This window comes from Cedecea selenatireducens, assembly GCF_042138895.1.
In the GTDB taxonomy this organism is placed as follows: domain Bacteria; phylum Pseudomonadota; class Gammaproteobacteria; order Enterobacterales; family Enterobacteriaceae; genus Cedecea; species Cedecea selenatireducens.
In genome coordinates, this window is the sequence record NZ_JBHIKW010000001.1 from 563,125 (window position 1) to 589,405 (window position 26,281).

The 26,281-nt window shown below is 56.1% G+C and carries 23 protein-coding genes; 8 read left to right on the forward strand and 15 right to left on the reverse strand.

The annotated features are described in order from the left end of the window. The first annotated feature begins 125 nt into the window (after nt 1-125). Nucleotides 126-419, forward strand: coding sequence for a hypothetical protein (locus ACE38U_RS02650; RefSeq protein WP_235212887.1), 294 nt, complete (start codon nt 126-128; stop codon nt 417-419). A gap of 51 nt (nt 420-470) precedes the next feature. Here ACE38U_RS02650 and ACE38U_RS02655 read toward each other — a convergent pair whose 3' ends face one another. After that, entirely contained in the window at nt 471-944 is a 474-nt protein-coding gene (locus ACE38U_RS02655) for a YehS family protein (protein ID WP_008455188.1), read from the reverse strand. 168 nt (nt 945-1,112) lie between these two features. Between ACE38U_RS02655 and ACE38U_RS02660 the strand changes: the two genes are divergently transcribed. Further along, nucleotides 1,113-1,538 (forward strand): GNAT family N-acetyltransferase, encoded by a 426-nt coding sequence (locus ACE38U_RS02660; protein ID WP_081948202.1) that lies wholly within the window; start codon nt 1,113-1,115, stop codon nt 1,536-1,538. A gap of 129 nt (nt 1,539-1,667) precedes the next feature. On the opposite strand, the gene apbC is transcribed toward ACE38U_RS02660, so the two are convergent. Next, nucleotides 1,668-2,780, reverse strand: a complete 1,113-nt coding sequence (apbC, locus tag ACE38U_RS02665) for an iron-sulfur cluster carrier protein ApbC (RefSeq protein ID WP_038481160.1) — start codon at nt 2,778-2,780, stop codon at nt 1,668-1,670. A gap of 162 nt (nt 2,781-2,942) precedes the next feature. Here apbC and metG point away from each other — a divergent pair, with 162 nt between their 5' ends. Then, the gene (gene metG / locus ACE38U_RS02670; protein ID WP_375529113.1) at nt 2,943-4,979 is read left to right on the forward strand and encodes a methionine--tRNA ligase; all 2,037 of its coding nucleotides are present in this window, start codon (nt 2,943-2,945) and stop codon (nt 4,977-4,979) included. Nucleotides 4,980-5,138: 159 nt separating this feature from the next. Here metG and ACE38U_RS02675 read toward each other — a convergent pair whose 3' ends face one another. After that, the gene (locus ACE38U_RS02675; protein ID WP_038481156.1) at nt 5,139-6,371 is read right to left on the reverse strand and encodes an MFS transporter; all 1,233 of its coding nucleotides are present in this window, start codon (nt 6,369-6,371) and stop codon (nt 5,139-5,141) included. A 193-nt stretch (nt 6,372-6,564) separates the two neighbouring features. On the opposite strand from ACE38U_RS02675, the gene ACE38U_RS02680 reads away from it, so the two are divergent. From ACE38U_RS02680 to deoR, 3 genes are all read left to right on the forward strand, one after another. Further along, complete coding sequence (locus ACE38U_RS02680) at nt 6,565-7,287, forward strand: phosphatase PAP2 family protein (protein ID WP_375529135.1); 723 nt, start codon at nt 6,565-6,567, stop codon at nt 7,285-7,287. Next, entirely contained in the window at nt 7,284-7,892 is a 609-nt protein-coding gene (ybjG, locus tag ACE38U_RS02685) for an undecaprenyl-diphosphate phosphatase (RefSeq protein ID WP_038481155.1), read from the forward strand. The genes ACE38U_RS02680 and ybjG overlap by 4 nt, the downstream gene beginning before the upstream one ends. 87 nt (nt 7,893-7,979) lie before the next feature. Then, nucleotides 7,980-8,744: a DNA-binding transcriptional repressor DeoR gene (deoR, locus tag ACE38U_RS02690; RefSeq protein WP_038481154.1), complete on the forward strand. Its 765-nt coding sequence runs from the start codon at nt 7,980-7,982 to the stop codon at nt 8,742-8,744. Between the two features lie 3 nt (nt 8,745-8,747). Here deoR and dacC read toward each other — a convergent pair whose 3' ends face one another. After that, nucleotides 8,748-9,953: a serine-type D-Ala-D-Ala carboxypeptidase gene (gene dacC / locus ACE38U_RS02695; RefSeq protein ID WP_038481153.1), complete on the reverse strand. Its 1,206-nt coding sequence runs from the start codon at nt 9,951-9,953 to the stop codon at nt 8,748-8,750. A gap of 248 nt (nt 9,954-10,201) precedes the next feature. Between dacC and ACE38U_RS02700 the strand changes: the two genes are divergently transcribed. Further along, entirely contained in the window at nt 10,202-10,828 is a 627-nt protein-coding gene (locus ACE38U_RS02700) for a glutathione S-transferase family protein (RefSeq protein ID WP_038481152.1), read from the forward strand. On the opposite strand, the gene ACE38U_RS02705 is transcribed toward ACE38U_RS02700, so the two are convergent. From ACE38U_RS02705 to ACE38U_RS02725, 5 genes are all read right to left on the reverse strand, one after another. Further along, nucleotides 10,820-11,938 carry a PQQ-dependent sugar dehydrogenase gene (locus ACE38U_RS02705; protein ID WP_375529114.1) on the reverse strand — a complete coding sequence of 373 codons (1,119 nt, stop codon included), beginning with the start codon at nt 11,936-11,938 and terminating at the stop codon, nt 10,820-10,822. The genes ACE38U_RS02700 and ACE38U_RS02705 overlap by 9 nt on opposite strands. 196 nt (nt 11,939-12,134) lie before the next feature. Continuing rightward, nucleotides 12,135-12,959, reverse strand: a complete 825-nt coding sequence (gene licT / locus ACE38U_RS02710) for a BglG family transcription antiterminator LicT (RefSeq protein ID WP_375529136.1) — start codon at nt 12,957-12,959, stop codon at nt 12,135-12,137. A gap of 64 nt (nt 12,960-13,023) precedes the next feature. Continuing rightward, entirely contained in the window at nt 13,024-14,448 is a 1,425-nt protein-coding gene (locus ACE38U_RS02715) for a glycoside hydrolase family 1 protein (protein ID WP_375529115.1), read from the reverse strand. Between the two features lie 18 nt (nt 14,449-14,466). Beyond that, the gene (locus tag ACE38U_RS02720) at nt 14,467-16,329 is read right to left on the reverse strand and encodes a beta-glucoside-specific PTS transporter subunit IIABC (protein WP_038481149.1); all 1,863 of its coding nucleotides are present in this window, start codon (nt 16,327-16,329) and stop codon (nt 14,467-14,469) included. A gap of 229 nt (nt 16,330-16,558) precedes the next feature. Continuing rightward, entirely contained in the window at nt 16,559-17,143 is a 585-nt protein-coding gene (locus tag ACE38U_RS02725) for a hypothetical protein (protein ID WP_176981645.1), read from the reverse strand. Nucleotides 17,144-17,477: 334 nt separating this feature from the next. Between ACE38U_RS02725 and rimO the strand changes: the two genes are divergently transcribed. After that, entirely contained in the window at nt 17,478-18,803 is a 1,326-nt protein-coding gene (rimO, locus tag ACE38U_RS02730) for a 30S ribosomal protein S12 methylthiotransferase RimO (protein WP_038481148.1), read from the forward strand. Between the two features lie 293 nt (nt 18,804-19,096). Here the strand turns inward: rimO and ACE38U_RS02735 are convergent, their stop codons facing one another. From ACE38U_RS02735 to ACE38U_RS02760, 6 genes are all read right to left on the reverse strand, one after another. Continuing rightward, nucleotides 19,097-19,837, reverse strand: a complete 741-nt coding sequence (locus tag ACE38U_RS02735) for a MipA/OmpV family protein (protein ID WP_375529116.1) — start codon at nt 19,835-19,837, stop codon at nt 19,097-19,099. 36 nt (nt 19,838-19,873) lie between these two features. Next, entirely contained in the window at nt 19,874-20,785 is a 912-nt protein-coding gene (gene gsiD, locus ACE38U_RS02740) for a glutathione ABC transporter permease GsiD (RefSeq protein ID WP_038481146.1), read from the reverse strand. 2 nt (nt 20,786-20,787) lie between these two features. After that, the gene (gene gsiC / locus ACE38U_RS02745; RefSeq protein ID WP_166872389.1) at nt 20,788-21,708 is read right to left on the reverse strand and encodes a glutathione ABC transporter permease GsiC; all 921 of its coding nucleotides are present in this window, start codon (nt 21,706-21,708) and stop codon (nt 20,788-20,790) included. A 127-nt stretch (nt 21,709-21,835) separates the two neighbouring features. Then, a complete protein-coding gene (gsiB, locus tag ACE38U_RS02750) occupies nt 21,836-23,374 on the reverse strand; it encodes a glutathione ABC transporter substrate-binding protein GsiB (RefSeq protein ID WP_038481142.1) in 1,539 nt (512 codons plus the stop codon). Nucleotides 23,375-23,386: 12 nt separating this feature from the next. Further along, on the reverse strand, nt 23,387-25,261 hold the full coding sequence (gene gsiA / locus ACE38U_RS02755) for a glutathione ABC transporter ATP-binding protein GsiA (RefSeq protein ID WP_375529117.1): 1,875 nt from the start codon (nt 25,259-25,261) through the stop codon (nt 23,387-23,389). Beyond that, nucleotides 25,261-26,214 (reverse strand): isoaspartyl peptidase/L-asparaginase, encoded by a 954-nt coding sequence (locus ACE38U_RS02760; RefSeq protein WP_375529118.1) that lies wholly within the window; start codon nt 26,212-26,214, stop codon nt 25,261-25,263. The genes gsiA and ACE38U_RS02760 overlap by 1 nt, the downstream gene beginning before the upstream one ends. Nucleotides 26,215-26,281: the final 67 nt, after the last annotated feature.

The following is a 26,281-nucleotide window of genomic DNA, read 5'->3' on the forward strand; positions in this document are numbered from 1 at the left end:
GACCTGGTTGATTCACGTCAAGGTGGCGCTCCGCCGAAAGCGCAAGATATCTGTTCGCGAATAATAGAAATTGTATTATTCCGCGATGAAATTAATTACTAATAAGACAGATGAGTGAATGACTGATGAGCAAGCTGAAAAAGTTGATTCTGCCGCTGGGCCTGGTCAGCGGCCTGGCAAACGCCGCCCTGCCGCTGTTCAACGGGCACGGTGCGCCGGGGGATGTGCATATCGATAACGGGGGGCCGGTCTTTCTCAACGGCAAGCAGATGGTGTTGAAGAAGGTCAACGATAACTTCTATGAGGCGCATGGTCAGGGCGTGGTGTTATCCATTGCGGTGATGCCTGACGGCAGTCCTTCCGTCAGCTGGACCGGTAAACACCGGGCTCACGGGGAAATTATTCCGACAGAAAAGTAACGCATCAAGGCTTTTATCTGGCGGGTGAGAGAGCCTCACCCGCGCATCGTCTTATTCCGCTTTCGCAGGCTTCAGACGCTGGGTCAGGCCGCGCAGGAAGTAGCGCAGGAACTGATCGCCGCACTCGCGGTAGTTTTTATGATCCGGGTTACGCATCATGGCGGTAATTTCCGGCATAGAGATGCGGAACTGCTGGGCGGTCAGGATCTCCAGCACGTCGTCGGACTTCAGCTCAAAAGCGATACGCAGCTTTTTCAGGATAATGTTGTTGGTCATCCGACGCTCAAGCTTCGGCTCCGGTTTGCTTTCATCTTTGCCGCGTTTGAAGTAGATCAGACCGTTGAGAAAGTTTGCCATGATCAGATCCGGGCAGGCTTTGAAGCCCTCTTCGTCCTCTTTCTTCAGCCACGGAACGATTTGTTCAGCGGGGACGTCGGTGCCGGTCAGGGCAAGGATCTTAACGATTCCATCGTTATTCAGGTTCAGCATATAGCGAACGCTTAGCAGTACGTCATTATTCAACATGGGGCAATCTCAGGGTCCAAAAGCGGGCAGTATATAGAGAAGCGACCGCGTTGTAACATAAACCAGGCGGATTTATCCGCTTGTCCCGTCATTGGCGGCCGTTTATTGGCAACGCTCAGGCTTAAGGGTAGACTCGATGGGCGAATTTTCCTCATAAAAGGCAACCATTTGATACTACGACTTTGGCAAGAATCTGACCGTCCCTTCCTACGTACCCTTTATCTCCACGCCCGCCGAAAAGCCTGGCCCTGGCTGGACAGCAGCGCCTGGCAGCTTGAAGACTTTGACAGTTCCACTCAGGATGAACGCATCTGGGTAGCCGAAGAAAACGGGCACCGCATTGGCTTCGCTTCCGTCTGGGTACAGGACAACTTTTTGCATAACCTGTTCGTCAGCCCGGAATCTCAGGGGACGGGTGCGGGCAAGGCACTGCTGGAGAAAGTGCAGAGTGAATTTACCGGCACGGGATCGTTAAAGTGCCTGGCGAAAAATGAACACGCGATTGAGTTTTATCGGCGTAACGGCTGGCATATAGAAGCGCCGGGAGACGGGCCCGACGGCGAGTATTATTTACTGCATTATGTGCTGAAGTAGCCCCTCATCTCCTGAAAATAATCTCTCCCCCTCACCCCGGCCCTCTCCCAGAGGGAGAGGGGGAAAGCAAGAATGGGCCCTCTCCTAAAGGGAGAGGGGGAAAACAAGAATGGAGCTGCGTCTAAATTTTCACACCGCTCTGAAGGCGATCTCGCTCGGGATCACTTCCCCGTTCCAGTAAAGCTGAGCGGCCACGCGGCCGGCCAGCTCACGGTACAGCGTGGTGATGTCGCTTTCCGGGCGGTTGATGACCGTCGGCTTACCGGCATCCAGGTCTTCACGCAGCGTAATGTGCAGCGGCAGCTGGCCCAGCAAAGTCGTGTGATACTGCTGCGCCAGCTTCTCAGCGCCGCCCGTGCCGAAGATAGGCTCCTGATGGCCGCAGTTGCTGCAAATATGAATGCTCATATTCTCTACAATGCCCACGACCGGCACCTCAACTTTCTCGAACATCACGATCCCTTTGCGGGCGTCAATCAGCGCGATGTCCTGCGGCGTGGTGACCACCATCGCCCCGGTAACCGGGATATTCTGCGCCAGCGTCAGCTGGATATCACCGGTGCCCGGCGGCATATCGATGACCAGGTAATCCAGGTCAGGCCACAGGGTTTCCTGCAGCATCTGCATCAAAGCCTTGCTGGCCATCGGGCCGCGCCAGACCATGGCGTTTTCGTCGGTGACGAGATAACCAATCGAGTTGGTCGCCAGGCCATGCGCCACGATCGGCGCCATGTGCTTGCCGTCCGGGGACGTTGGGCGTTCGTGCTCAGCGCCCAGCATGGTTGGGATAGACGGGCCATAAATATCGGCATCGAGAATACCGACTTTGGCCCCTTCAGCCGCCAAAGCCAGCGCCACGTTTACCGCAGTGGTCGATTTCCCCACGCCGCCTTTGCCGGAGCTAACGGCAATGATATTTTTTACGCCGTTAACGCCGGGCTGGTTCTTAACCCGCTTAAGCGTGGCAATGTGGTGATGCAGCTTCCAGTCCACCGCTTTCGCGCCGGTGATCCGCAGCAGGTCTGAACTGCAGGTCTCTTTCAGGGCGTCAAACCCGCTTTGCCAGGCGAACGGCATCTGCAGCTCGACGTGCAGCGTGTCATCAAGCATCGCCACATGGTGCAGCGCCTTCAACGCGGTGAGATTGTGCTTCAAGGTAGGGTGCTGAAAATTGGCCAGGGTCCCGGCGACCATCGCGCGTAGCTGTTCCGGGGACTTGCTGGACGGGGATTGCGAATTCATCCCGACTCCTTATGTTTTTATCGGACATTGCAATCCGCTAAGCATACCAGAAACCGCGCCGCCTATTCATGTGCGGTTATTGCGGGCTTTGGGGTTACTAAACAATTGCCAATCCGGTAATATCGAATCCCCTTTTTTAAATCAGAAGATGCAATTCCCACTATGACTCAACCCGCGAAAAAAATATTGGTAACGTGCGCCCTGCCGTACGCAAACGGCTCAATCCACCTCGGTCACATGCTGGAGCATATTCAGGCTGATGTCTGGGTCCGTTACCAACGAATGCGCGGCAACGAGGTTAACTTCATCTGCGCAGACGACGCCCACGGCACGCCTATCATGCTGAAAGCTCAGCAACTGGGAATTACCCCGGAGCAGATGATTACCGAAATGAGTCAGGAGCATCAGACTGATTTTGCAGGCTTTAACATCAGCTATGACAACTACCACTCCACGCACAGCGACGAGAACCGCGAGCTGTCGGAGCTGATTTATGGCCGCCTGAAAGAGAACGGTTTTATCAAGAACCGCACTATTTCTCAGCTCTACGATCCGGAAAAAGGCATGTTCCTGCCGGACCGTTTTGTCAAAGGCACCTGCCCGAAATGTAAAGCCCCGGATCAGTACGGCGATAACTGCGAAGTGTGCGGCTCAACCTACAGCCCAACCGAACTTATCGATCCGAAATCCGTGGTGTCCGGCGCGACGCCAGAAATGCGTGATTCCGAGCACTTCTTCTTCGACCTGCCGTCCTTCAGCGAAATGCTGCAGGCGTGGACCCGCAGCGGCGCGCTGCAGGAGCAGGTGGCTAACAAGATGCAGGAGTGGTTCGAGTCCGGCCTGCAGCAGTGGGATATCTCCCGCGATGCGCCTTACTTCGGCTTCGAAATCCCGAACGCACCGGGAAAATATTTCTACGTCTGGCTGGATGCGCCGATCGGCTACATGGGCTCCTTTAAGAACCTGTGCGATAAGCGCGGCGACACCACCAGCTTCGACGAATACTGGAAGAAAGATTCCAGCACCGAGCTGTACCACTTCATCGGCAAAGACATCGTTTACTTCCACAGCCTGTTCTGGCCAGCCATGCTGGAAGGCAGCAACTTCCGCAAGCCGACCAACCTGTTTGTGCACGGCTACGTGACGGTAAACGGCGCGAAGATGTCCAAGTCTCGCGGTACCTTCATCAAAGCCAGCACCTGGCTGAATCACTTTGATGCCGACAGCTTGCGCTACTACTACACCGCGAAACTTTCTTCCCGCATCGACGATATCGACCTTAACCTGGAAGACTTCGTGCAGCGCGTGAACAGCGACATCGTCAACAAAGTGGTGAACCTTGCCTCCCGTAACGCCGGCTTCATCGCCAAACGTTTTGACGGCATGCTGGCGGCAGAGATTGCCGATGCCGAGTTGTACAAAACCTTTACCGACGCGGCAGAAAGCATCGGTGAAGCATGGAATAGCCGTGAGTTTGGCCGTGCCGTTCGCGAGATCATGGCGCTGGCGGATATCGCTAACCGCTACGTGGACGAACAGGCTCCGTGGGTTGTGGCTAAACAGGAAGGCCGCGATGCTGACCTGCAGGCTATCTGCTCCATGGGCATCAACCTGTTCCGCGTGCTGATGACCTACCTGAAGCCGGTTCTGCCGTCGCTGACTGAACGTGCAGAAGCGTTCCTGAACGCCGAACTGAGCTGGGACAGCATCGCCACGCCGCTGCTGAACCACAAAGTGAGCAGCTTCAAGGCGCTGTATAACCGTATTGAAACCAAACAGGTGGAAGCGCTGGTAGAAGCGTCTAAAGAAGAAGTGAAGGCGCTGAATTCCACGCCGGTAACCGGCCCGCTGGCGGACGATCCGATTCAGGAGACCATCACCTTTGATGACTTCGCGAAGGTGGATATGCGCATCGCGCTGATTGAGAAAGCGGAATTCGTAGAAGGCTCCGACAAGCTGCTGCGCCTGACGCTTGACCTCGGGGGCGAGAAACGCAACGTCTTCTCTGGTATTCGTACCGCTTATCCTGACCCGTCGAAGCTGGAAGGTCGCCTGACCGTGATGGTGGCCAACCTCGCCCCACGTAAGATGCGCTTTGGTGTCTCTGAAGGGATGGTGATGGCCGCAGGTCCTGGCGGGAAAGATATCTTCCTGCTGAGCCCGGACAGCGGTGCCCAGCCGGGCATGGCGGTTAAGTAAGCCCCTCACCCCGACCCTCTCCCCACAGGGGAGAGGGTGCAAAACAATTTAACTGCCTGTCTTTATCCCTGCCCTTTTAGGCAGAGGATGCAAAGCAATCGAACTACCTTGCCTTTATCCCCTCGCCCTTTTAGGGAGAGGGTTAGGGTGAGGGTAAAATCAGGCGTCTCGCGCCTGCCCGACGGTTTTATCCTTCAGGAACACCACCATTAAGCCAAGCCAGAGCACGCCGCCCAGCAGGTTAAACAGGCTGAACAGCCCGTTGCCGCCGAACTGATAAATATGCTTGCTCAGCTCAATACCGACCGTAAAGATAAGCATCTGTAGCATCCCCATCGCCGCCGACACCGTACCTTTACTCATGTCGCTGGCAAACAGCGTCAGGCGCACCAGGCCGGCGTTCGCCAGGCCGATACCGAAGGCATAAAGACTCAGGCCCGCGGTCATCCACAGATAAGCGTGGGAAGAAACCACCGTTGCCACCGCGGCCACAATCAGGCCGGGTACAATCCACCAGCCGCCCATAATAATCAGGCTTCGCACGCTGCGGCGGGACGTAAGCTTCGCCAGCACCAGGTTACCGAGGATCAGCGCGCCAAAGATAGGCACCTGCAGCAGGCCGTATTCATAGGTGCTGAGATTTTCCCCGCTGATGATAATCACCGGCGACTGGGCAATCCACGCCAGCAGCGGCAGGCTCACAAAGCCCGTCGCCAGCGCACCCGAGACAAACCGCAGGTTTTTCAGCACCAGCTTATAGTCATGCCCAAGCTCTTTCAGAGAAAGCTTCTCGCCGAGGCGCGTTGCAGTTTCCGGCATGGCCTTGTGCAGCCCGAAGAAAGAGATAGCGGCCAGCAGTGCAAACAGGATGAACATTGTTTCCCAGGGAGCAACGTGTATCCACGCCGCGCCCACCAGCGGCCCCAGCAGAGGCGCTATCAGCGCCACGTTCGCCATCAGCGCCGTTATCTTGATACAAACCGACTCTTCGAACGATTCCTGAATAGCGGCGTAACCCACCGCGCCGATAAAGCACAGGCTGACGCCCTGCAGGAAGCGCAGGAAGGTGAACTGCTGAATATCCTGCGCCAGCAGCGTGGCAAGGCAGGTGACAATAAACCAGACCACGCCGGTCAGCATCACCGGACGGCGGCCAATACGGTCAGACAGCGGCCCGAGCAGCCACTGCAGGAACATGCCGCCGGCCAGGTAAGCCGTCATCGAGGTCGGTACCCATTCCACGCCCGCCTGGAACTGGTCCACGACGGCCAGCATCCCCGGCTGGATCATGTCATTGCCGATATAAGTTGAGAATTCGTAGAGCACCAGGCAGAGCGGGAACAGCAACGCCTGACGGCCTAACGATTTGTTAGCTATCGTATTATTTTGCATTAGGAACTCAGAAGATAAAGAAACGCGCAGAGTGTATTCAATTGCCCGTGCCAGCGGTAGTCAAAGGCTGACAAATAGCACGGGCTGTAAATGCGCGCCCATGATAACTCAATTCTATTAAGGATTTCTTAATCTGCGATGAATATTCTGCTGCCATTATATTAAGGTCAGTACGGTATTCGCCATTTACATGATGACAAGTTTTCCTAAACCAACGGTAAATAAGACAAAACTGCTTTACCGACTGCCACCCCGCTTCTATCTTTTCCAGCTTTGCATCCTGATAATACTGGCTGTCGTTTTTAGCTGGCTTTCGCGGGATGAAGGGCTCGACCGCTGGCTGACCGGCTACTGGTTTGACGCCGCAAGCCGTAGCTTTCCGCTGCAAAACGACCGGCTGTTGGATCTGCTGAACCACCGCCTGTTGAAGGATTTAGTGATTGCTGGCGGCGTTATCGCGCTGCTGTGGGGGCTCTGGCGCCGTCAGCCTCGGCTGGTCGTGGTGGCGCTGCTTATCGGGCTGGGTGCATTAACGGTCGGCATCCTGAAAGGGTTTAGCCACCATTCGTGCCCGTGGAGCCTGATGGAGTACGGCGGCAATGCGGCATCTTACCCACTGTTCGGGGCCGCACCGGCAGACAGCGGGCCGGGAAGATGCTTCCCCGGCGGCCATGCTTCCAGCGGCTTTGGCGTGATGGCGCTGTTTTTCTTGTTTTACCGTGAACGCCCGCGCCTGGCGTGGTTTTTCCTCGGCTTTGGCTTGTTTCTTGGCTTGAGCATGGGATACGGCCAGGTGATGCGCGGCGCGCACTTTTTCAGCCACAACCTGTGGGCAGGTTGGTGGGTATGGGTAACCCAGGTGGCGCTTTACGGCGCGATTTCCACCTGGTTAGTTAAGGAACAGGACAAGTTATGATGGAAACGCTCAACCAGAATCTTTTTTTGCTCATTAATGCCACGCCGTCTTCACCGGAGTGGATGGTTAAGCTGGCAATATTCTTCGCTCGCGATCTGATCAGCATCGTCCCGCTGCTGATCGTCGTGCTCTGGCTGTGGGGCCAGCGCAAACAGATGTCCGCTCAACGTCAGGTGGTTATCAAAACGGGGATGGCGCTGGTGATTAGCGTGGCGCTCTCGTGGGTCATCGGGCACCTGTTCCCGCATCCCCGGCCTTTCGTTGTCGGGCTTGGCTACAACTTCCTGCACCACGCGCCGGATGATTCCTTCCCGAGCGACCACGGCACGGTAATTTTCACCTTTGCGCTGGCGTTCCTGTGCTGGCATCGCATCTGGTCCGGCGTGGTGTTGTTTGCCATCGGCTGCGCGATTGCCTGGTCCCGCGTTTACCTTGGTGTGCATTGGCCGCTGGATATGCTGGGCGGCCTGCTGGTCGGCATGAGCGCCTGCCTGCTGTCGCAGATTGTCTGGAACCTGCGCGGGCCGCAAATCCACCAGCGCCTGCATCAGATTTATCGCTACTGCTTCTCACTGCCTATCCGCAAAGGCTGGGTGCGTGACTAAGCGTTTTTCCACAGGTAAGATGCGTTAACTTAATTTCCTCCTGCCCCTTTCCCCACCGGGGCGAGGGGATAAAAACGCAGAAGGCCTATGGAAACCCGCCGTGACGAGCGCATTAACCGCCTGCTACAGGCGCTGAAGCGCAGCGATAAAATTCATCTAAAAGAAGCCTCGCAGCTGCTTGGCGTGTCAGAAATGACCATCCGCCGCGACCTTAACAGCGAGCCGGGCCAGGTCGTTCTGCTGGGCGGCTATGTGATGCTGGAGCCTCGCAGCGCGGGGGCCAGCCACTATCTGCTGAGCGATGAAAAAACGCGTCAGGTTGAAGAAAAGCGCCACGCCGCAAGACTTGCCGCGCAGCACGTTGAGCCGCATCAAACCGTGTTCTTCGACTGCGGCACCACCACGCCTTATATTATCGACGCCCTTGACGATGAGCTGCCGTTTACCGGCCTGTGTTATTCCCTCAACACCTTTCTGGCGCTGCAGGATAAGCCCAACTGCCGGGTGATTTTAAGCGGCGGCGAGTTTCACGCCAGCAATGCGATTTTCAAGCCGATCAACTTTCAGGAGTGTCTGGGGAATATCTGCCCGGATATTGCGTTCTTATCGGCGGCAGGGGTGCATCTGCGCCACGGCGCGACCTGTTTTAATCTTGATGAGCTGCCAGTGAAGCATTGGGCTTTGAGCATGGCCCAGCGGAATATTCTGGTGGTGGATGATACCAAGTTTGGCAAGGTACGCGCCGCCTGCATGGGGCCGCTGACGGCGTTTGAAACGATTATCAGCAACCGGCCTCCCGCCGCGGAGTTTATTGACTTCGCCGCGGCGGAAAACCTGACGCTGAAGTGGTAGCGCTTAAGAGAACCAGCTCCCGAACCAGCCGTGGAATTTCATCAGCACGAAGTCCCACATGCGGCTGAAGAAACCGCCCTCTTCTACCGGCTCCATCACCAGCAGCGGACGCTGTTCAATCGATTTGCCGTTAAGCTGGAAGTCGATGGTGCCTACAGCCTGGCCCTTTTTCAGCGGAGCGGTCAGCTGCGGCTCGTTCAGCGTAAAGCTTGCCTTGAGGTTTTTCAGCTGGCCACGAGGAATGGTCACCGAGCCGCCTTCCCCCGCGCCAAGATTAACCTCGCTCTTATCGCCAAACCAGACGCGCTGGGTCACGAAGGTGGCATCCGGCTTAATCGGCGTCACGGTTTCGAAGAAGCGGAAGCCCCAGGTCAGCAGCTTTTCACTTTCGTTAAAACGGATACGGTCGGTTTTGGTACCCAGCACTACGGACACCAGGCGCATATCGCCGGACGTTGCCGAAGCGACCAGGTTATAGCCCGCCCCTTCAGTGGTGCCGGTTTTCATGCCGTCGACGTTAAGATTCGAGCTCCACAGCAGGCGGTTGCGGTTCGGCTGCTTGATATTGTTGAAGGTGAACTCTTTTTCTTTGTGAACCGCGTACTCGTCCGGCACGTCATGAACCAGCGCACGTCCCAGCAGCGCCATATCGCGAGCGGTACTGAACTGGCCCGGCGCATCCAGGCCGTGCACGGTTTTAAAGGTGGTGTTGGTGAGGTTGAGTTTCTGCGCATAGTTGTTCATCAGGCTGACGAACGAATCCTGGCTGCCCGCCACATAGTCGGCAATGGCAATGCTGGCGTCGTTCCCGGACTGAATGATAACGCCCTTGTTCAGGTCTTCCACCGAGACTTTATCGCCCGGCTTCAGGAACATCAGCGAAGAGCCGCGCAGCACCGGGTTGCCGGTAGCCCAGGCATCTTTCCCGATGGTGACCATATCCGTCAGGTGAATTTTGCCTGCTTTTAGCGCCTGGCCCACCACGTAGCTGGTCATCAGCTTGGTCAGACTTGCCGGATCGAGCTTGTCGTCGGCATTTCCTTCCGCCAGCACTTTCCCACTGGCGTAATCCATCAAAATCCAGGCTTTTGCATCGACCTGGGGAGCATCTGCGGTCTGCTCAGCGCTCAGCGCAGGAGCCGCTATCAGCAGCAGGGTTGTCCCTGCGACTAAACCACGTAGTGTTGCAGGCATTTGCAAGCTCTTCATAAAACCACCTGAGTATCCATTCTTAAAAAATTCACGGTGCGCACCGCCACCCGTATGTCAGGGTGTGAGTAATAACGCACGAATCCACTTAAAGAAACATAGAGTTGGTAAAGTTTTTTAAGTTTATTCGATATCTGCACGAGTTGCCGCCGTCACGCTGATTTTTTTAGCTTTGGTTGAGAAACAGTGGTGTTTTCGTGACCGGAGCCGGGCATACTCGATGTCCACCTGCAAAAAAAGGAACCATCATGATTACCGTTTGGGGCAGAGATAATTCCACCAATGTCAAAAAAGTGCTGTGGTGTCTGGAAGAGCTGAACTTGCCATACCGTTCCGTTCCCGCAGGCGGAAAATTTGGCCTGACGCACGACGCAGAATACCTGGCGATGAACCCGAACGGGCTGGTGCCGTGTATTCATGATGACGCGCACGGGCTGACGCTTTGGGAGTCCAATACCATTGTGCGTTACCTGGCCGCAGAGTATGGCCGTGACTCGCTGTGGGTGAACGCCCCCGCCGATCGCGCCAAAGGGGAAAAATGGATGGACTGGTCTGCCACGGCAGTGTCCGGCCCTTACCGCGACGTCTTCTTCAATATGGTACGTCTGCCGCCTGAACAGCGGAGCCAGGAACAAATTGAGCGTGGCATCGTCGCCTGTAACAAGCTGTTTGCCATTGCCGATGCCGGGCTGGCAAAACAGCCGTGGCTCGGCGGAGACGCATTCAGCACCGCAGATATTGCCTTCGGCCCGCAAATTTATAGCCTGCTCAACCTTGATATTCCGTGGGATGCGGTGCCAAACCTCCAGCGCTGGTATCAGCAACTGACCCAGCGCCCGGCGTTCCAGAAAGTCATTATGATCCCGCTAAGCTGACGGGCTGAGTTTCAGCAACTCGCCGTCAGACTCGTCGGTCAGGACGTACAAATAGCCGTCCGGGCCGACGCGCACGTCGCGGATGCGCTTATTACGATCGTCCAGCAGCCGCTGCTCGCCCGTCACCTTGTCGCCGTTCAGCGTCAGCTCAATCAGGTTCTTTTCTTTCAGCGCGCCGATAAACAGCTTGCCTTTCCACTGCGGGAACGTATCGGCCTGATAAAACGCCATCCCGCTTATTGCCGGGGAAACTTTCCAGTAATGCGCCGGCTGTTCAGTGCCTTCGACCTTCCCACCCTTCGCTTCAGGAATTTTAAGCCCGCTGTAATTAATGCCCCACGTGGCGAGCGGCCAGCCGTAGTTTTTCCCGGCGGCCGGGATATTGATTTCGTCCCCGCCTCGCGGCCCGTGCTCGTTTAACCACAGCTCACCGTTGGCCGGGTTAATCGCTAACCCCTGTGGGTTGCGGTGACCGTAAGACCAGATTTCCGGCCGGACGCCCTGCTTGCCCACAAACGGGTTGTCCTGCGGCACAGAGCCGTCGGCATTAAGGCGCACGACTTTGCCCTGCAGCTTATCGAGATCCTGCGCGGTGGCGCGTGCGTTGTTTTCACCGAGGGCGATAAAGAGGTGACCTTTCCCGTCGAACGCCATCCGCCCGCCGAAGTGATTTCCGGTGGAGAGTTTTGGCGCCTGGCGGAACACAACTTTAAAGTTCTCCAGCCGCTTCATGTCCTGACTCAGAGTGCCGTATCCCACGGCGGTACCGGCTTTATTGTCGCTACCGCCTTCGGCAAAGCTCAGCCACACGCGGCGGCTGCTGGCGAAATCAGGCGCAAGCGCCACGTCAAGCAAACCGCCCTGCCCGTGAGCCCAAACCACAGGCACGCCGCTAATCGGCACGGATAACCCTTTCCCCTGCTGCCAGCGATGCAGCTCCCCGCCGCGAAGGGTAATCAGCATGCCCTGGTTATCGGGCAGAAAGTCCAGCGCCCACGGATGAGGCAGGTTGGTTTGCAGCACGTCGACTTTGGTTTCTGCGGCGAGAGTATAAGAGGATGAGAAAAGCAGCGTGGCGGCAATAAGCGTACGGAGCGGGAACGGCGTCATGACAATCTCCTGGTTTTGGCTATCCGTTAAGGGTAGCCGCCGGGGAAAATGGGACGCTCGCTTTTACATAACATTAAAAACGGGGAGCATGATGGGCTCCCCGCGATCGGTTTGGTCAGGCTTTAAGCTTCGCCGCGTCTACCGAGATGTACGCCGGGCCATCTTTGCGCCCGCTCATTTTACATTTGCCCCTCGCCTACTCGCGCAGCCGGTTGATATGAATCGTTAAAAACATGGTTTCATCCAGCGTCAGCGGGCAGGCGTAGTTCTTACTGAGATAGTCATTGATCTTCAGCGCGCAGTGCCAGGACTGGGTCATCGCTTCTTTGATCCCGTCATAGAGGCTTTTATCTTTATGATTGACGGGGCTTTTGTTCATCATCCGCAGGGTGAAAAACTTAAGATGGGTAATCATTCTCTGGTAATTAACCGAGTTTTCGTCATATTTTATTTTGAGTTCGTATTTAACGATCGACAGAATATCTTTGATTATCGTGGCGCTTTGCAGGGTACTTTGCATATCGTTCACTTTGGCATTGGCCAGGTGTAAAGCAATAAATCCGGCTTCATCCTCCGGCAGGTCGACCTCCAGCCTGCGGTTAATTAACTCGACCGCCTCCTGCGCCAGAGCAAACTCGGGCGCATAGAATTTTTTGATGTCCCACAGCAACATATTCTTGATTGCGTGGCCCTTTCTGTGGCGCTGGACGGCGAAGTTTATGTGATCGCTAAGCGCAAAAATTAGCGACTCCTGCACGTCAATGGCGAGTCGCTGCTGCGCCAGCTGCAGCACCGTTTGCGTAATCAACAGGCATTCCAGTGGAATGGAGCTGACCAGTTCGCTTAACAGCGCGTTGACCCCGCCGCTTTGCTTGACGAACTGGCTCTCAATGCCTTCGGTTGGAAGCGGATCGCCTTCCCGTTTGCCAAAGCCAATGCCCCGCCCCAGCGCCACAATTTCACCGTGTTTAGCATCTAAGGCAATAACGGCGTTATTGCTCAAAACTTTTAGAACGGTAATCACCGTAACCTCGCTGGTTATCAATTCAGGGCGGCCGCTTTGCAGCGCTGCCGCCCATGTCCGGTCAGTCCGATAAACCGTTATTTTTCATCACCTCGGAGTACCAGCCTGCGCTTTTCTTCGGGATACGCCGCAAATCTTTCAGGTCAAACTCATCGCGATTCACATAGATTAGACCGTAACGTTTTGAACATCCCTGATGCGTGGAGATAAGATCAAGCGCCGACCAGGGCGTATAGCCAAAGACCTTCACGCCGTCGGTTATCGCCAGCTGCATCTGTTCAATGTGCAGCCGCAGATAATCGATACGGTAGTCGTCCTGAACTTCCTCATTTTCATCAAGCTTATCAAATGCCCCCAGCCCGTTTTCCGTAATCAGCAACGGCAAATGGTAGCGATCCCAGATTTCACGCAGCGTATTGCGGAACCCTACCGGGTCAATCTCAGTGCCGAACTGGGTACGGGGCAAATGTGGATTCGCTGCCCCGCGGTGGACGCCGTCCTCTCCCGACTTCAGGAGCTTATTCCCCCCGCGCACCACTTCGTCATTGCCGTCACCGCGGCTCGCTTCTACGGCCTGAGTGGTGTAGTAATTAAAAGCGATAAAATCGGGACGACCGCGCTTCAGCACCTCGGTATCGCCGGGCATCATCTCCGGGGTATACCCTTTCTCTTCCATATAGCGCCAGGCCAGCGTGTTGTATTCCCCTCTCGCCGCCATATCCAGGTACAGCCAGTTGCGAATGGCATTGTAGTTAAAGGCGGCCTGAACATCTTCCGGCTTACTGGTGGCCGGGTAAATCACCGCAATATTCGGCGCGGGACCAATCTTCGAATGAGGGTATTTGGTGTGCAGGTCACGCATCGCCATCGCCTGGGCCACCATCATGTGATGGTTTTGCTGATAAAGATTCTTCTTTTTGTCCGCCTGCGTCGAAAGCTTTGGATCCAGCGTACCCAGCGCCTCGCCCTGCAAAATCATTAAGTTCTGTTCATTGATGGTCAGCCAGTACTTTACCTTGTCGCCAAATTCATCGAACAGGACGTTGGCATAGCGGGCAAAAGCATCGACGCTGGCGCGGTTATACCAGCCGCCTTTTGCCTGTAACGCCTGGGGCAAATCAAAGTGGTACATCGTGACAATCGGCTCAATATTATGCAGCCGAAGCTCATCGATCACCTTGTGATAAAAGGCGATACCGGCCGCGTTAACTTCACCGTTGCCGTCGGGAATAATGCGCGTCCAGGCAATCGAGAAGCGATAGGTTTTGAACCCCAGCCTGGCGAAAAGCGCGATATCCTCACGGTAGCGATGATAGTGATCGCTGGCGACCTTAAAATCCGTAGTCCCATCCGGGTAGCTTTCACGTGCATCAATGACCGACAGCCCCTTTCCGTCCTCGTTCCAGGCACCTTCAACCTGATAAGCAGACGTTGATGCCCCCCACAGGAAGCCTTGTGGGAAAGGTTTTAGTTCGCGATATCTCATAGGTAGCTCCTTAATGGCTCAGGATAAAGAGAGAAGCATTTCGCCGACCCGCGCCTGCGATTGCGTCTGTTTTTGCAGCTGGTGATAGCTGTCGGCGTTGGCAACGATGACCGGCGTAATGGTGTCGTAGCCCGCCTTTTCTATGGCTTCGCGATCGAATTCGAGCAGCAGATCGCCGCGTTTGACCTGCTGGCTTTCGCGAACGTGAATGCGGTAGTGCTCCCCGTTGAGCTGAACGGTATCGAGCCCAACGTGAATCAGTACCTCCGCGCCGCTGCTGGAGAGAATTTGCAGCGCATGACCGGAGTCAAAGGTGGCCGAGATGGTGCCATCCACGGGCGAGAAGACCTGATTACCGTCCGGGCGTATCGCCAGCCCGTCGCCCACAACGCCGCTCGAAAAGACCTTATCGTTAACCTGTTCGAGCGGAACAATTTCCCCGCTCATAGGCGCAGTAATCTGCTCTGCGTTGACGGCTGGCGCCTGCGTAAGGGTGGGTTTTATTGCAGCGTCGCTAACCTGCTGCTCATCTTCAGGAATATCCTCAAAACCGACTATCCAGGTCAGGACGGCGGCGAGGACAAAGGAAACACAGATGCCCAGAATCAGGCCGCCAAAACCTTCGCCATAGAAGATAGGCAGCGTCAGCAGGCTTGGGATCCCGGTTGAGATAGCCGCGCTGTTAAAGTAGCCCACGATCCCGCCGCCCACGGCAGCGGCAATCACGGCGCAGACAAAAGGTCTTTTCAGCTTGAGCGTTACGCCGTAAACCGCAGGTTCAGTAATCCCGAACAGCGCGGTAATAAACGTACTGCCCGCCAGCGCCTTCATTTTCTTATTTTTTGTTTTCAGCATGACAGCCAGCACCGCCCCCGCCTGGGCGAAGACGGCAGGCACGGTGGCCGCCTTCAGCGTGCTGCGCCCAATAGTCGTGATGTCGTTGATGATGACCGGCGTAAAGGCCCAGTGCATGCCGAAAATGACCAGGATCTGCCATACCGCGGCAATCAGCGCCCCGGCCAGGATAGCGTTGAAACCAAAGACGATGACAAAGAAGCTGGCCGCATATTCGCTGGTGTAAATACCAATCGGCCCGATGGTGATAAGCGTCAACGGCACCATAATCACCAGCAGCAGGAACGGCGTCACGATGCTGCGTACCGTTTCATGGATGTACTTATTGAACAGCCGCTCCAGCTGGCACATCACCCAGACGGCCAGAATAATCGGGATAACCGTCGAGGTGTACTTCATCAACACCACGGGGATCCCCGCGAAGCTCACATCCGCTTTGGTGTTGAACAGTTCGATAATCGACGGATAAATTAACGCCCCGGCAATGGAAACGGCGACGTAGATATTGCCCTGAAATTTTCGCGCGGTGGTAATAGCCAGCATGATTGGCAGGAAGTAAAACAGGCTGTCTGCCGCCGCCGCTAAAATGATGTAGGTGCTTTCCGTTTTGCTCATCCAGCCTTCGCTTAACGCGATGCTGAGCAACCCTTTCAGTACGCCCGAGGCGGCCATCGCCCCCAGCAGCGGGGTGAAAATCGACGAAATAATGTCGATCATTTTGCTGAAGATATTGGTGCGGCTCGACTGGCTGCTTTGCCGCTCGGAACGGCTGTCGTCCAGCAAAGACGAAATCTCGCCTATCTGGCGATAAACCTCCGCGACCCGGTTACCGATAACCACCTGGAATTGCCCGGAAGCCTGCATCGTGGTGATAACCCCGTCCAGACGTTCAAGCGCCGCGATATCCACATGCCCGATATCGCGCAGAGAAAAACGTAGCCGGGTCGCGCAGTGCACCACCGTGACGACGTTGCTCTCGCCGCCGACCAGCCGTAAAACATCTTCAGCTAATGCTTTGATATTCATATTTTTTACCTTTCACTCAGCGAGTCTTGTTATATCCGGGCCAAAAAAAAACCTGACCAGCAGCATGTCGGCGTAATGCAACATGCTGCTGGTCAGGTTTCGCTCAGGTCTGGCCCGATGACGTCCTTAATGTGAGTTCGTTATATAAAACAAAATTCGGGGCCACAATCCTCAATGGCTGAATCTGTGACCCGGTGCAGAAAATTGTTACCGGGAACAGTTTTAATCGTCAGCGCCGGGAAAGTAGAAGCTCGCAGTGGCTAAAGTGGACCGGTCGATATTGCCCCTGCACCGCCCAGACCCCGGCTTTGCTCAGCATGCCGTGATACTGCCGGGAGGAGACCGGCACGATTATCTTCTTGCAGTGACGCCGAACGTTTTCCAGCAGCACGGGGAAAATAGCCCGGCTAATATTCAGCTCGGTAAAAGATTTGTTGAAGCGAACGCATTCGCAGCCCTCGGTAAACAGAGGCAGCGCGCTGCTGTTTCTGCCGCCCATATCATCAACCCAAAATCCCGATGACGGGTGCTCTGCACGAGAGTTGCTAAAAAATTTCATAAACGGCAACGCGTGTTCGAGACAGCCGGGCTCTCCCTTCACCACGCAAAAAAGATTGTTATCGGTAAACCAGCCGGCTTTTTTCTCGAGCCAGTCGCTTTGCGCCTCACGCAAAGAGTGGTGGAAAATCGTTTCTTTCATTCCGTGAGCGATTAACATCCGACAGCCGTTAACTTCAACGCGGGTTTCGAGCTCAACGCCTAAAAGTTGCCCATCCAGAGTGGAAATCGGCAGCGCCCAATGCTGCATGTTCATTTATATTCCCTTATTTTTGTAACTTACTGATAATTGATCGTTTTTATCAATCAATCAAATAAAAACGATCGTTATCACAAAACCTACCAATTTTAGTGGTATGTTCAGGTAGTTGATTTAAGGAGAAATTAAAATCTGCAATGGGATTAATCGGAGTGATAAAACGGGGTTTATGGCTGGATAACTTTCACACAAAGCCGATGGTTAAAGGGATGTCCGCCGACGACGCTAAAAAAGCACAAAATGCGAGCTGCAATTCTCCAGTACAAATTCCCGACTAACCTCTGTAGAATCGCTGCCCTAATCTTTCTAATAATTGAACACTTTTTAAGCTATGAGCAATGTAACCCAACAGCCCCGTATCGGGTTTGTCTCCCTCGGCTGCCCGAAAAATCTCGTGGACTCCGAACGCATCCTGACTGAACTGCGCACCGAAGGTTATGACGTGGTGCCAAGCTACGACGACGCCGACATGGTTATCGTCAACACCTGCGGCTTTATCGACAGCGCCGTGCAGGAATCTCTGGAAGCCATCGGCGAAGCGCTGAACGAAAACGGTAAGGTGATTGTCACCGGCTGCCTGGGTGCCAAAGTGGATCAGATCCGTGAAGTGCATCCGAAAGTGCTGGAAATTACCGGCCCGCACAGCTACGAGCAGGTTCTGGAGCATGTTCACCACTACGTGCCAAAACCTCAGCACAACCCGTTCCTGAGCCTGGTGCCGGAACAGGGCGTGAAGCTGACGCCGCGCCACTACGCGTATCTGAAAATTTCCGAAGGCTGCAACCATCGCTGCACCTTCTGCATTATCCCGTCCATGCGTGGCGACCTGGACAGCCGTCCAATCGGTGACGTACTGGCGGAGGCAAAACGTCTGGTGGAAGCCGGCGTGAAAGAGCTGCTGGTTATCTCCCAGGATACCTCAGCCTACGGCGTGGACGTTAAGCACCGCACCGGTTTCTGGAACGGCGCGCCGGTAAAAACCAGCATGGTTAGCCTGTGCGAGCAATTGGCTAAGCTTGGCGTCTGGACTCGTCTGCACTACGTTTACCCGTACCCACACGTCGACGATGTGATCCCGCTGATGGCGGAAGGCAAAATCCTGCCGTACCTCGACATCCCGCTGCAGCACGCCAGCCCGCGCATTCTGAAGCTGATGAAGCGCCCTGGCTCTGCGGACCGTCAGCTGCAGCGCATCAAGCAATGGCGTGAAATCTGCCCGGATCTGACCCTGCGCTCAACCTTTATCGTTGGCTTCCCGGGTGAAACCGAAGAAGACTTCGAGATGCTGCTCGATTTCCTGAAAGAAGCACGACTGGATCGCGTAGGCTGCTTCAAGTACAGCCCGGTTGACGGCGCGACCGCCAACGAGCTGCCGGACCAGGTACCGGAAGAGGTGAAAGAAGAGCGCTGGAACCGCTTTATGCAGCTGCAGCAGAAAATCTCCGCCGAACGCCTGCAGGAAAAAGTGGGCCGCGAGATTCTGGTGATGGTTGATGAAGTAGACGAAGAAGGGGCTATTGGCCGCAGCATGGCGGACGCACCGGAAATCGACGGCGCGGTTTACCTGAACGGCGAAACGAAGCTGAAGCCAGGCGACGTTGTCCGCGTGAAGGTTGAGAACGCGGATGAGTACGATCTGTGGGGTTCAGTGGTTTAATTTTTTTTGCCTGCCGGAACCGTACCTCGCTTCTTATTTTTACCCTCACCCTAACCCTCTCCCTGGAAGGGAGAGGGAATAAAAAATGTTCCCCATCGTCTGTTTTCCCCCTCTCCCTCTGGGAGAGGGCTGGGGTGAGGGGAAGATTTGTTCCCGGCTCTCATAGCCGGTGGGTTTACCGCTTCACCGGCGCAGTGACTGCATATGAAACTGTACTGGAAGTGAACGGAATTTTATCCGGGTTTGCATAATCGTGGGTATTTATAACGATGAGATAATCACCGAGCAATCGCCTAAAACGTATAACTCATCCCCACCGTCAGCTCCCGCAGGTTGTTCTTATTCACCATGGGGCTGTCACTAATCGTGTTCGGGTAAAAACGCTGCGTGAACTGCGCCCAGGTGTTCCACAGCGGCGTCCAGGCGTAGTTCATTGCCAGCTGTGCGTAAGGCACAATGCTGCTTTGCGGACGCCATGTCGCCAGGCCCGTTTTGACCGACTCTTTCTCAGAGATGCCGTAGTAGTAACGCGTATTTTGCGCATTAGAAAAGTCCATGCCGGCTTCCGGCACCAGCGTGAAATCTCCCCACTGCACCATTGCGATATAGGCCGAATTGGCGACCACGCCGTTGCTGACGCCCAGAGTATCGCCCGCGATCGTGGCGCTTAATGCCCCCACCGGCGTGGTGTATTGCATCGTCATGCCGCCCATCATCGTGCTGTTGCGGTTGCTCAACCCTCGCAGCGCGGGCGTTTGCCCGGTATCCGCACGGTACAACGTGTCGTAGTAATAAACCTTAGCGCGCAGCAGCAGCGTATCGGTATTGATGAAGTTATAGCCCGCCTCGGTCCCGTCAAGATACCAGGTTTTGCCGTCGTAGCCGACGTATGGCAGCGCCCAGCGCAGCTCATGGCGGGTTTGATAAGGGGTTTGATACAGCCCGCCCTGCGCGCCAAGCGACCAGTTGGCCGCCGGGCAGGAGGTGGCAATCAGCAGCGGGCTGAGCAGAAGCGCCCCGGTTATTTTTCGCATGTTTTTACTCCAGGGCGATGAAGGTTTTGCCGCAGCTTAACCTTTAATTTTGGGATCCAGCGCGTCCCGCAACCCATCGCCCAATAAGTTGAACGCCAGCACGGTAAAGAAGATGGCGAGACTCGGGAAAATAGCCACGTGCGGGGCAATGACCATATCCGCCCTCGCCTCGTTCAGCATCGCGCCCCACTCCGGCGTAGGAGGCTGAGCGCCCAGGCCAAGAAACGACAGGCTTGCGGCGGAGATAATAGAGGTCCCGATACGCATGGTGAAATAAACCACGATCGACGAAACGGTTCCCGGCAGAATATGCCGGAAGATAATAGTCGCATCCGGGGCGCCAATACTACGAGCAGACTCAATAAAAGTTTGCTGTTTCAGCACCAGGGTGTTGCCGCGAACCAGACGGGCAAACGCCGGAATACTGAAAATAGCCACCGCAATAATCACGTTGGTCATGCCGCTGCCCATCACCGCCACCACCGCTATCGCCAGCAGAATGCCGGGGAAGGCGAACAGGACATCGCAAATGCGCATGATAATGCGGTCCCACCAGCCTTCGTAATACCCCGCCAGCAGGCCAAAGAAGGTGCCGATCAGCGCGCCAATAAGCACCGAAAAGACCCCGGCGGCCAGTGAGATTTGCGCCCCAACCAGCACGCGGCTAAAAATGTCGCGCCCCAGCGAATCAACGCCAAACCAGTGCAATGCCGACGGCCCTTCGTTCAGCCTGTCGTAATCAAAATAGTTTTCCGCATCAAAGGGCGCTATCCACGGCGCTATCAGCGCTACTACTATCAGTAAAAGCACGAAAAGCCCGGCGGTCATCGCCACGGGCTGCTGCCGAAAACGGCGTAAGAACTCGCTCCACGGCGTTCGGATTTGCCCGGCGCGAACGGCGGGCATCGCGCTGACTATGGCCTGGCGTCGCCAGTTTAAAAGTCGCATCCTTATTTGTACCTGATGGCCGGGTTAATGGCGGCATACAGCAGATCCACCACTAAGTTGATTACAATAAACTCCAGCGAAAACAGCAGGACTTCCGCCTGAATAACCGGGTAGTCGCGCATTTCCACCGAATCCACCAGCAGGCGCCCTAATCCCGGCCAGTTAAACACTTTTTCCACCACAATTGAGCCACCAAGCAGGAAGCCGAACTGTAACCCCATCATGGTGATCACCGGGATCATGGCGTTACGCAGGCCGTGTTTCACCACGATCAGCGTTTCGCTCACGCCTTTCGCCCTGGCGGTACGCATGTAATCTTCATGCAGCACATCCACGAACGATGCGCGGGTGAATCTCGCCATCACCGCAGCCACCGCCGCACCAAGGGTAATAGACGGCAAAATGTAGTGCTGCCAGCTGTCTGCCCCCACCGTGGGGAGCCAGCCTAACTCAACCGAGAAGACCTGCATCAGCAGCATTCCCAGCGCGAAGGCCGGGAAGGAAATACCGGACACGGCAATCGTCATGCTCAGGCGATCCGGCCAGCGGTTGCGCCAGACGGCGGCCACTATCCCGGTAACCAGGCCAAACAGCGTCGCCCAGGCCATGCTGGTCAGCGTCAGCCACAGCGTGGGCATAAAGCGGCTGGCAATCTCTTCGGATACCGGGCGGCGCGAAACCAGCGAGGTGCCAAAGTCCCCCTGCACCACGTGAGTGATGTAATGCAGGAACTGCCGCCACAGCGGCTGATCCAGCCCGAGCTGTTTGCGAACAAGCTCAATGACCGTGGCATCGGCCTCCGGCCCGGCAATCAGACGCGCCGGGTCGCCGGGCAGCAGGTGCACAAACAAGAACACCAGCACCGCGACGATAAACAGCGTGGGGATCAGGCCCAGGAGGCGTTTGAGGAAATAGTTAAACATCGCGGCCCCTCACCCTAACCCTCTCCCCAAAGGGGAGAGGGGATAAAGAGGTGGAGCAACAAATACAGACTTAGCTTTTCCCCCTCTCCCTTTTAGGGAGAGGGCCGGGGTGAGGGTCATTATCACGCTACTTCAGATCCGCATTATCAAAACTAAACCCGGTATCCGGCATCACGTAGAATCCGGTGAGGTTTTTGCTGTGGGCAGAAACCAGTTTTTCCACCACCAGCGGCACCCACGGTGACTCTTTCCAGATAATGTCCTGCGCGTCTTTATACAGCTTCGCTTTCTCTTCCGGCTTGGTGGTTTTCAGCGCCTCAGCCAGGTCTTTATCCACCTGAGGATTGCTGTAGAACGCGGTGTTAAACAGCGTTGGCGGCCAGTTTTGGGAAGCAAACAGCGGTGACAGAGACCAGTCTGCTTCACCGGTTGAGGCCGACCAGCCGGTGTAGAACATTCTCACGCCGCTCTCTTTCTGGCTTTTGGCTTCCACTTCTGCCGCACGCTGCCCGGCGTCCATCGCCGTCACTTTCACCTTGATACCAACCTGCGCCAGCTGCTGCTGGGTAAACTGCAGTACTTTCTGCGCGGTGCTGTGGTTATGGGACGACCAGAGCGTGGTTTCAAAGCCGTTCGGGAAGCCCGCTTCTTTTAGCAGCGCTTTGGCTTTGGCCGGATCGTAAGGCCAGGGTTTGAATTTTTCCGAATAGGCGATGGACGGCGGCACGACGCCTTCCGCAGGCGTGGCAAAGCCGGAGAACGCCACTTTCACCAGCGCCTGGCGGTTAATCGCGTAGTTGATCGCCTCGCGAACCTTCGGGTTATCAAACGGTTTTTGGGTCACGTTCATGCTGATGTAGCGCTGCATGATGGACGGGGAAGCAACCAGCTCAAGCTTGCTGTTTTTCTCCAGCACGCCGGCCTGCTCGTAAGGAATCGGGAACGCAAACTGCGCTTCGCCGGTTTGCAGCATCGCCGCACGGGTGTTGTTATCCACGACCGGACGCCAGGTAATGCTGTCCAGCTTCGGCAGGCCAGCCTGCCAGTAACCAGTGAATTTTTTCACCTTCACAAAGTCGGTCTGGTTCCAGGTATCCAGCTGATACGGGCCGGTGCCCACCGGGTGGAAGCCAATATCTTTGCCGTACTTTTGCAGCGCCGCCGGGGAGATCATCGCCGTCGCCGGGTGGGCAAGAATATTGATAAACGCCGAGAACGGCTGTTTTAAGGTGATTTTTACCGTCGCAGGATCGACCGCTTCGGTTTTCGCGATGGCTTTATACAGGTTATAGCGCTTGAGGTGGTTATCCGGATTGCTGGCGCGGTCGAGGTTAGCTTTTACCGCATCGGCATTGAAGTCGGTGCCGTCCTGGAACTTCACGCCCGTACGCAGTTTGATGGTGTACACCAGGCCGTCGTCAGAGACCTTATAGCTCTCCGCCAGCACGTTCTGCAGCTTCATGTCTTTATCAAGCCCGAACAACCCCTGATAGAACGACTTCGCCACCGCCTGCGACAGCGTGTCATTCGCATCATACGGGTCGAGCGTCGTGAAGTTTGAGGCCACCGCTACGACGACATCTTTAGCAGCGAAAGCGGGCGTGGCGATAACGGCGGAGGCCAGTCCCGCCGCCAGAAGCCATTTTTGCGTTGTGTTAGCTGTCATTATTGTTTTCCTTTAAAGGCGATTTTCACTGCTGCCGATGGGATGCCGGGCGACAAAATGCCCCGGCCCCACCGCAACCAGCGGTGCTACGTGCGGTTCATCCCCCAGGCTGCGTGTGGCGCTGGGGATCTCGTCAGACACTAAAACGGGCTTGCGTCCCTTACGGGTTGGGTCAGCCACCGGCACCGCCGCCATGAGCTTGCGGGTATACGGATGCTGTGGGTTTTCAAACACCGCGCGGCGCGGGCCAATTTCAACAATCTGGCCCAGATACATCACCGCCACGCGATGGCTGATACGTTCCACCACGGCCATGTCGTGGGAGATAAACAGGAAAGCGATGCCAAACTCACGCTGCAGGTCGAGCAGCAGGTTAACTATCTGCGCCCGAATCGACACATCCAGCGCCGAAACGGACTCATCGGCAATCACCACCTTCGGGTTAAGGGCCAGCGCGCGGGCAATACAAACCCTCTGCCGCTGGCCGCCGGAGAACTCATGCGGGTAGCGCCAGGCGTGTTCCGGCTGCAACCCTACGCGCTCAAGCAGCCAGGCTACGCGCTCTTGAGCCTGCTCTTTGGGCATCGCCTGATGCACCAGCAGCGGCTCCATGATGGAGTAACCGACCGTCTGGCGAGGATCCAGCGAAGCATACGGATCCTGGAATATAAACTGGATGTCTTTGCGGACGTGCTGCAGTTCGCCGTTAGGCAAATTATCAATACGCTGGCCGTTAAAGGTGATGGTGCCGCCCTGGGTTTCCACCAGCCGCAGCAGCGAGCGCCCGGTGGTCGATTTACCACAGCCGGACTCGCCTACCAGCGCCAGGGTTTCGCCGGGCAGTAAATCGAAGCTCACCTTTTCAACAGCATGTACCTGGCGCGTCACCCGGTTGAATATCCCGCTACGTAGCGGAAAACGGGTGACCAGGTCACGCACTTCAAGCACTGGCTTAGCGCCGTGGGGAATGGTGTCCTGCTCGACTTCAGGCTCTTGCTGATTCGATTGCCCCGGCACGATAAGCGGAAACTTGCGCGGTAAATCGCTGCCGTTCATGGCGCCCAGACGCGGCACGGCGGCCAGTAAAGCCTGCGTGTAGGCGTGCTGCGGGTTTTCGAATATTTGCTCGACGGTGCCGGTTTCCACCGCTTCGCCCCGATACATGACCAGCACCCGGTCGGCGATGTCGGCCACCACGCCCATATCGTGGGTGATAAAAATCACCCCCATCTGCATTTCATCCTGCAGGACGCGAATAAGCTGCAGGATCTGCGCCTGAATAGTCACGTCGAGGGCGGTCGTCGGCTCATCGGCGATCAGTACCGCCGGGCGACAGGAGAGCGCCATGGCGATCATCACCCGCTGGCGCATCCCGCCGGAAAGCTGGTGCGGGTAGCGGTTCAGAATGGCCTGGGCTTCAGGAATGCGCACGCGTTCAAGCATGCGTTTTGCCTCATTCAGCGCCGCCCGGCCGTCAAGCTTTTGGTGTAAACGAATAGATTCGGCAATTTGCTCCCCCACGGTAAACACCGGGTTGAGCGAGGTCATCGGCTCCTGGAAAATCATCGCCACGTCCGCGCCACGCACGCGACGCATCTGCGCGCTGTTCAGCTCGGGCAGATTAAGCACTTCGTTATTACGGCGGCGCAGCAGCAGTTTCTCGCAGTCGACCAGCCCGCCGCTCTGTTCCAGCAGGCGCATCAATGCCATCGCCGTCACCGATTTCCCGGAGCCCGACTCGCCGACAATCGCCAGCGTTTCACCCCGGTTAAGCGTCAGTGACAGGTGACGCACCGCCTCGGTGATCTGCTGCTGTTGGCGAAAGCGAATATTGAGGTCGCTAACGGCAAGCACCTGCTCGTCCGGCAGTTCATGACTGTGCGGCATTAACTCTCCTGGTCACGATAAATTCCTACATTCGGGGCATCGCCCACAAAGCCAAAGCCGCGGTACATCCCTTCGCTGTTAAACGGCAGCGCGACGTTGCCCTGATTATCAATGGCAATCATGCCGCCGCTGCCGCCCAGCGCGGGCAGTTTTTCCAGCACCACACAGTCGACGGCCTGCTGCAGACTTAGCCCGGCATACTCCATCAGGGCAGCAATATCGTAGGCCGCGAGCGTGCGTATAAAGACTTCACCCGTGCCGGTGCAGGACACCGCCACGTTGGCATTGTTGGCATAGCAGCCCGCGCCGACGAGGGGTGAATCCCCTACCCGGCCCGGCAGTTTATTGGTCATCCCGCCGGTGGAGGTTGCCGCCGCCAGATTACCGAGTTTATCCAGCGCCACTGCGCCAACCGTGCCAAATTTCTTATCGGCATCAATCGGCTCGGCCCCGTCATGATCCAACAGCGTTTGCTGGCTTTCACGGGCGCGCAGCAATTGCTGATAGCGTTCTTCGGTCGAAAAAAGTGTTTCATCTACCGGCTCAAGCCCTTGCTGAGCGGCAAAACGTTCCGCTCCTTCGCCAATCATCAGCACGTGTGGGCTGTTTTCGAGCACCAGCCTCGCCGCAAGAATCGGGTTGCGAATATGGCTTACGCCCGCCACCGCCCCGGCATCCAGGCTGTTGCCGTCCATCACGCAGGCGTCGAGCTCATGTTTGCCTTCACTAGTGAACACAGAACCAATCCCGGCGTTAAACAGCGGGCATTCTTCCAGCAGGCGAACGGCCTCGGTTACCGCGTCCAGCGCGCTGCCGCCGTGCTCGAGGATCTGCTGCCCGACCTCCACTATTCTGGATAGCGCGCTGATAAACTCCTGCTCTTTTTCCGGCGTCAGGTGGGCGCGGGTCAGGGCTCCGGCCCCGCCATGAATAGCGATAACGGCTTTGGTCATTCGGCATTGCCTGTTGAATGTGATATCTGGCGCGTTTTTTCTATAAATATCAGAATCGTTGCCAAAC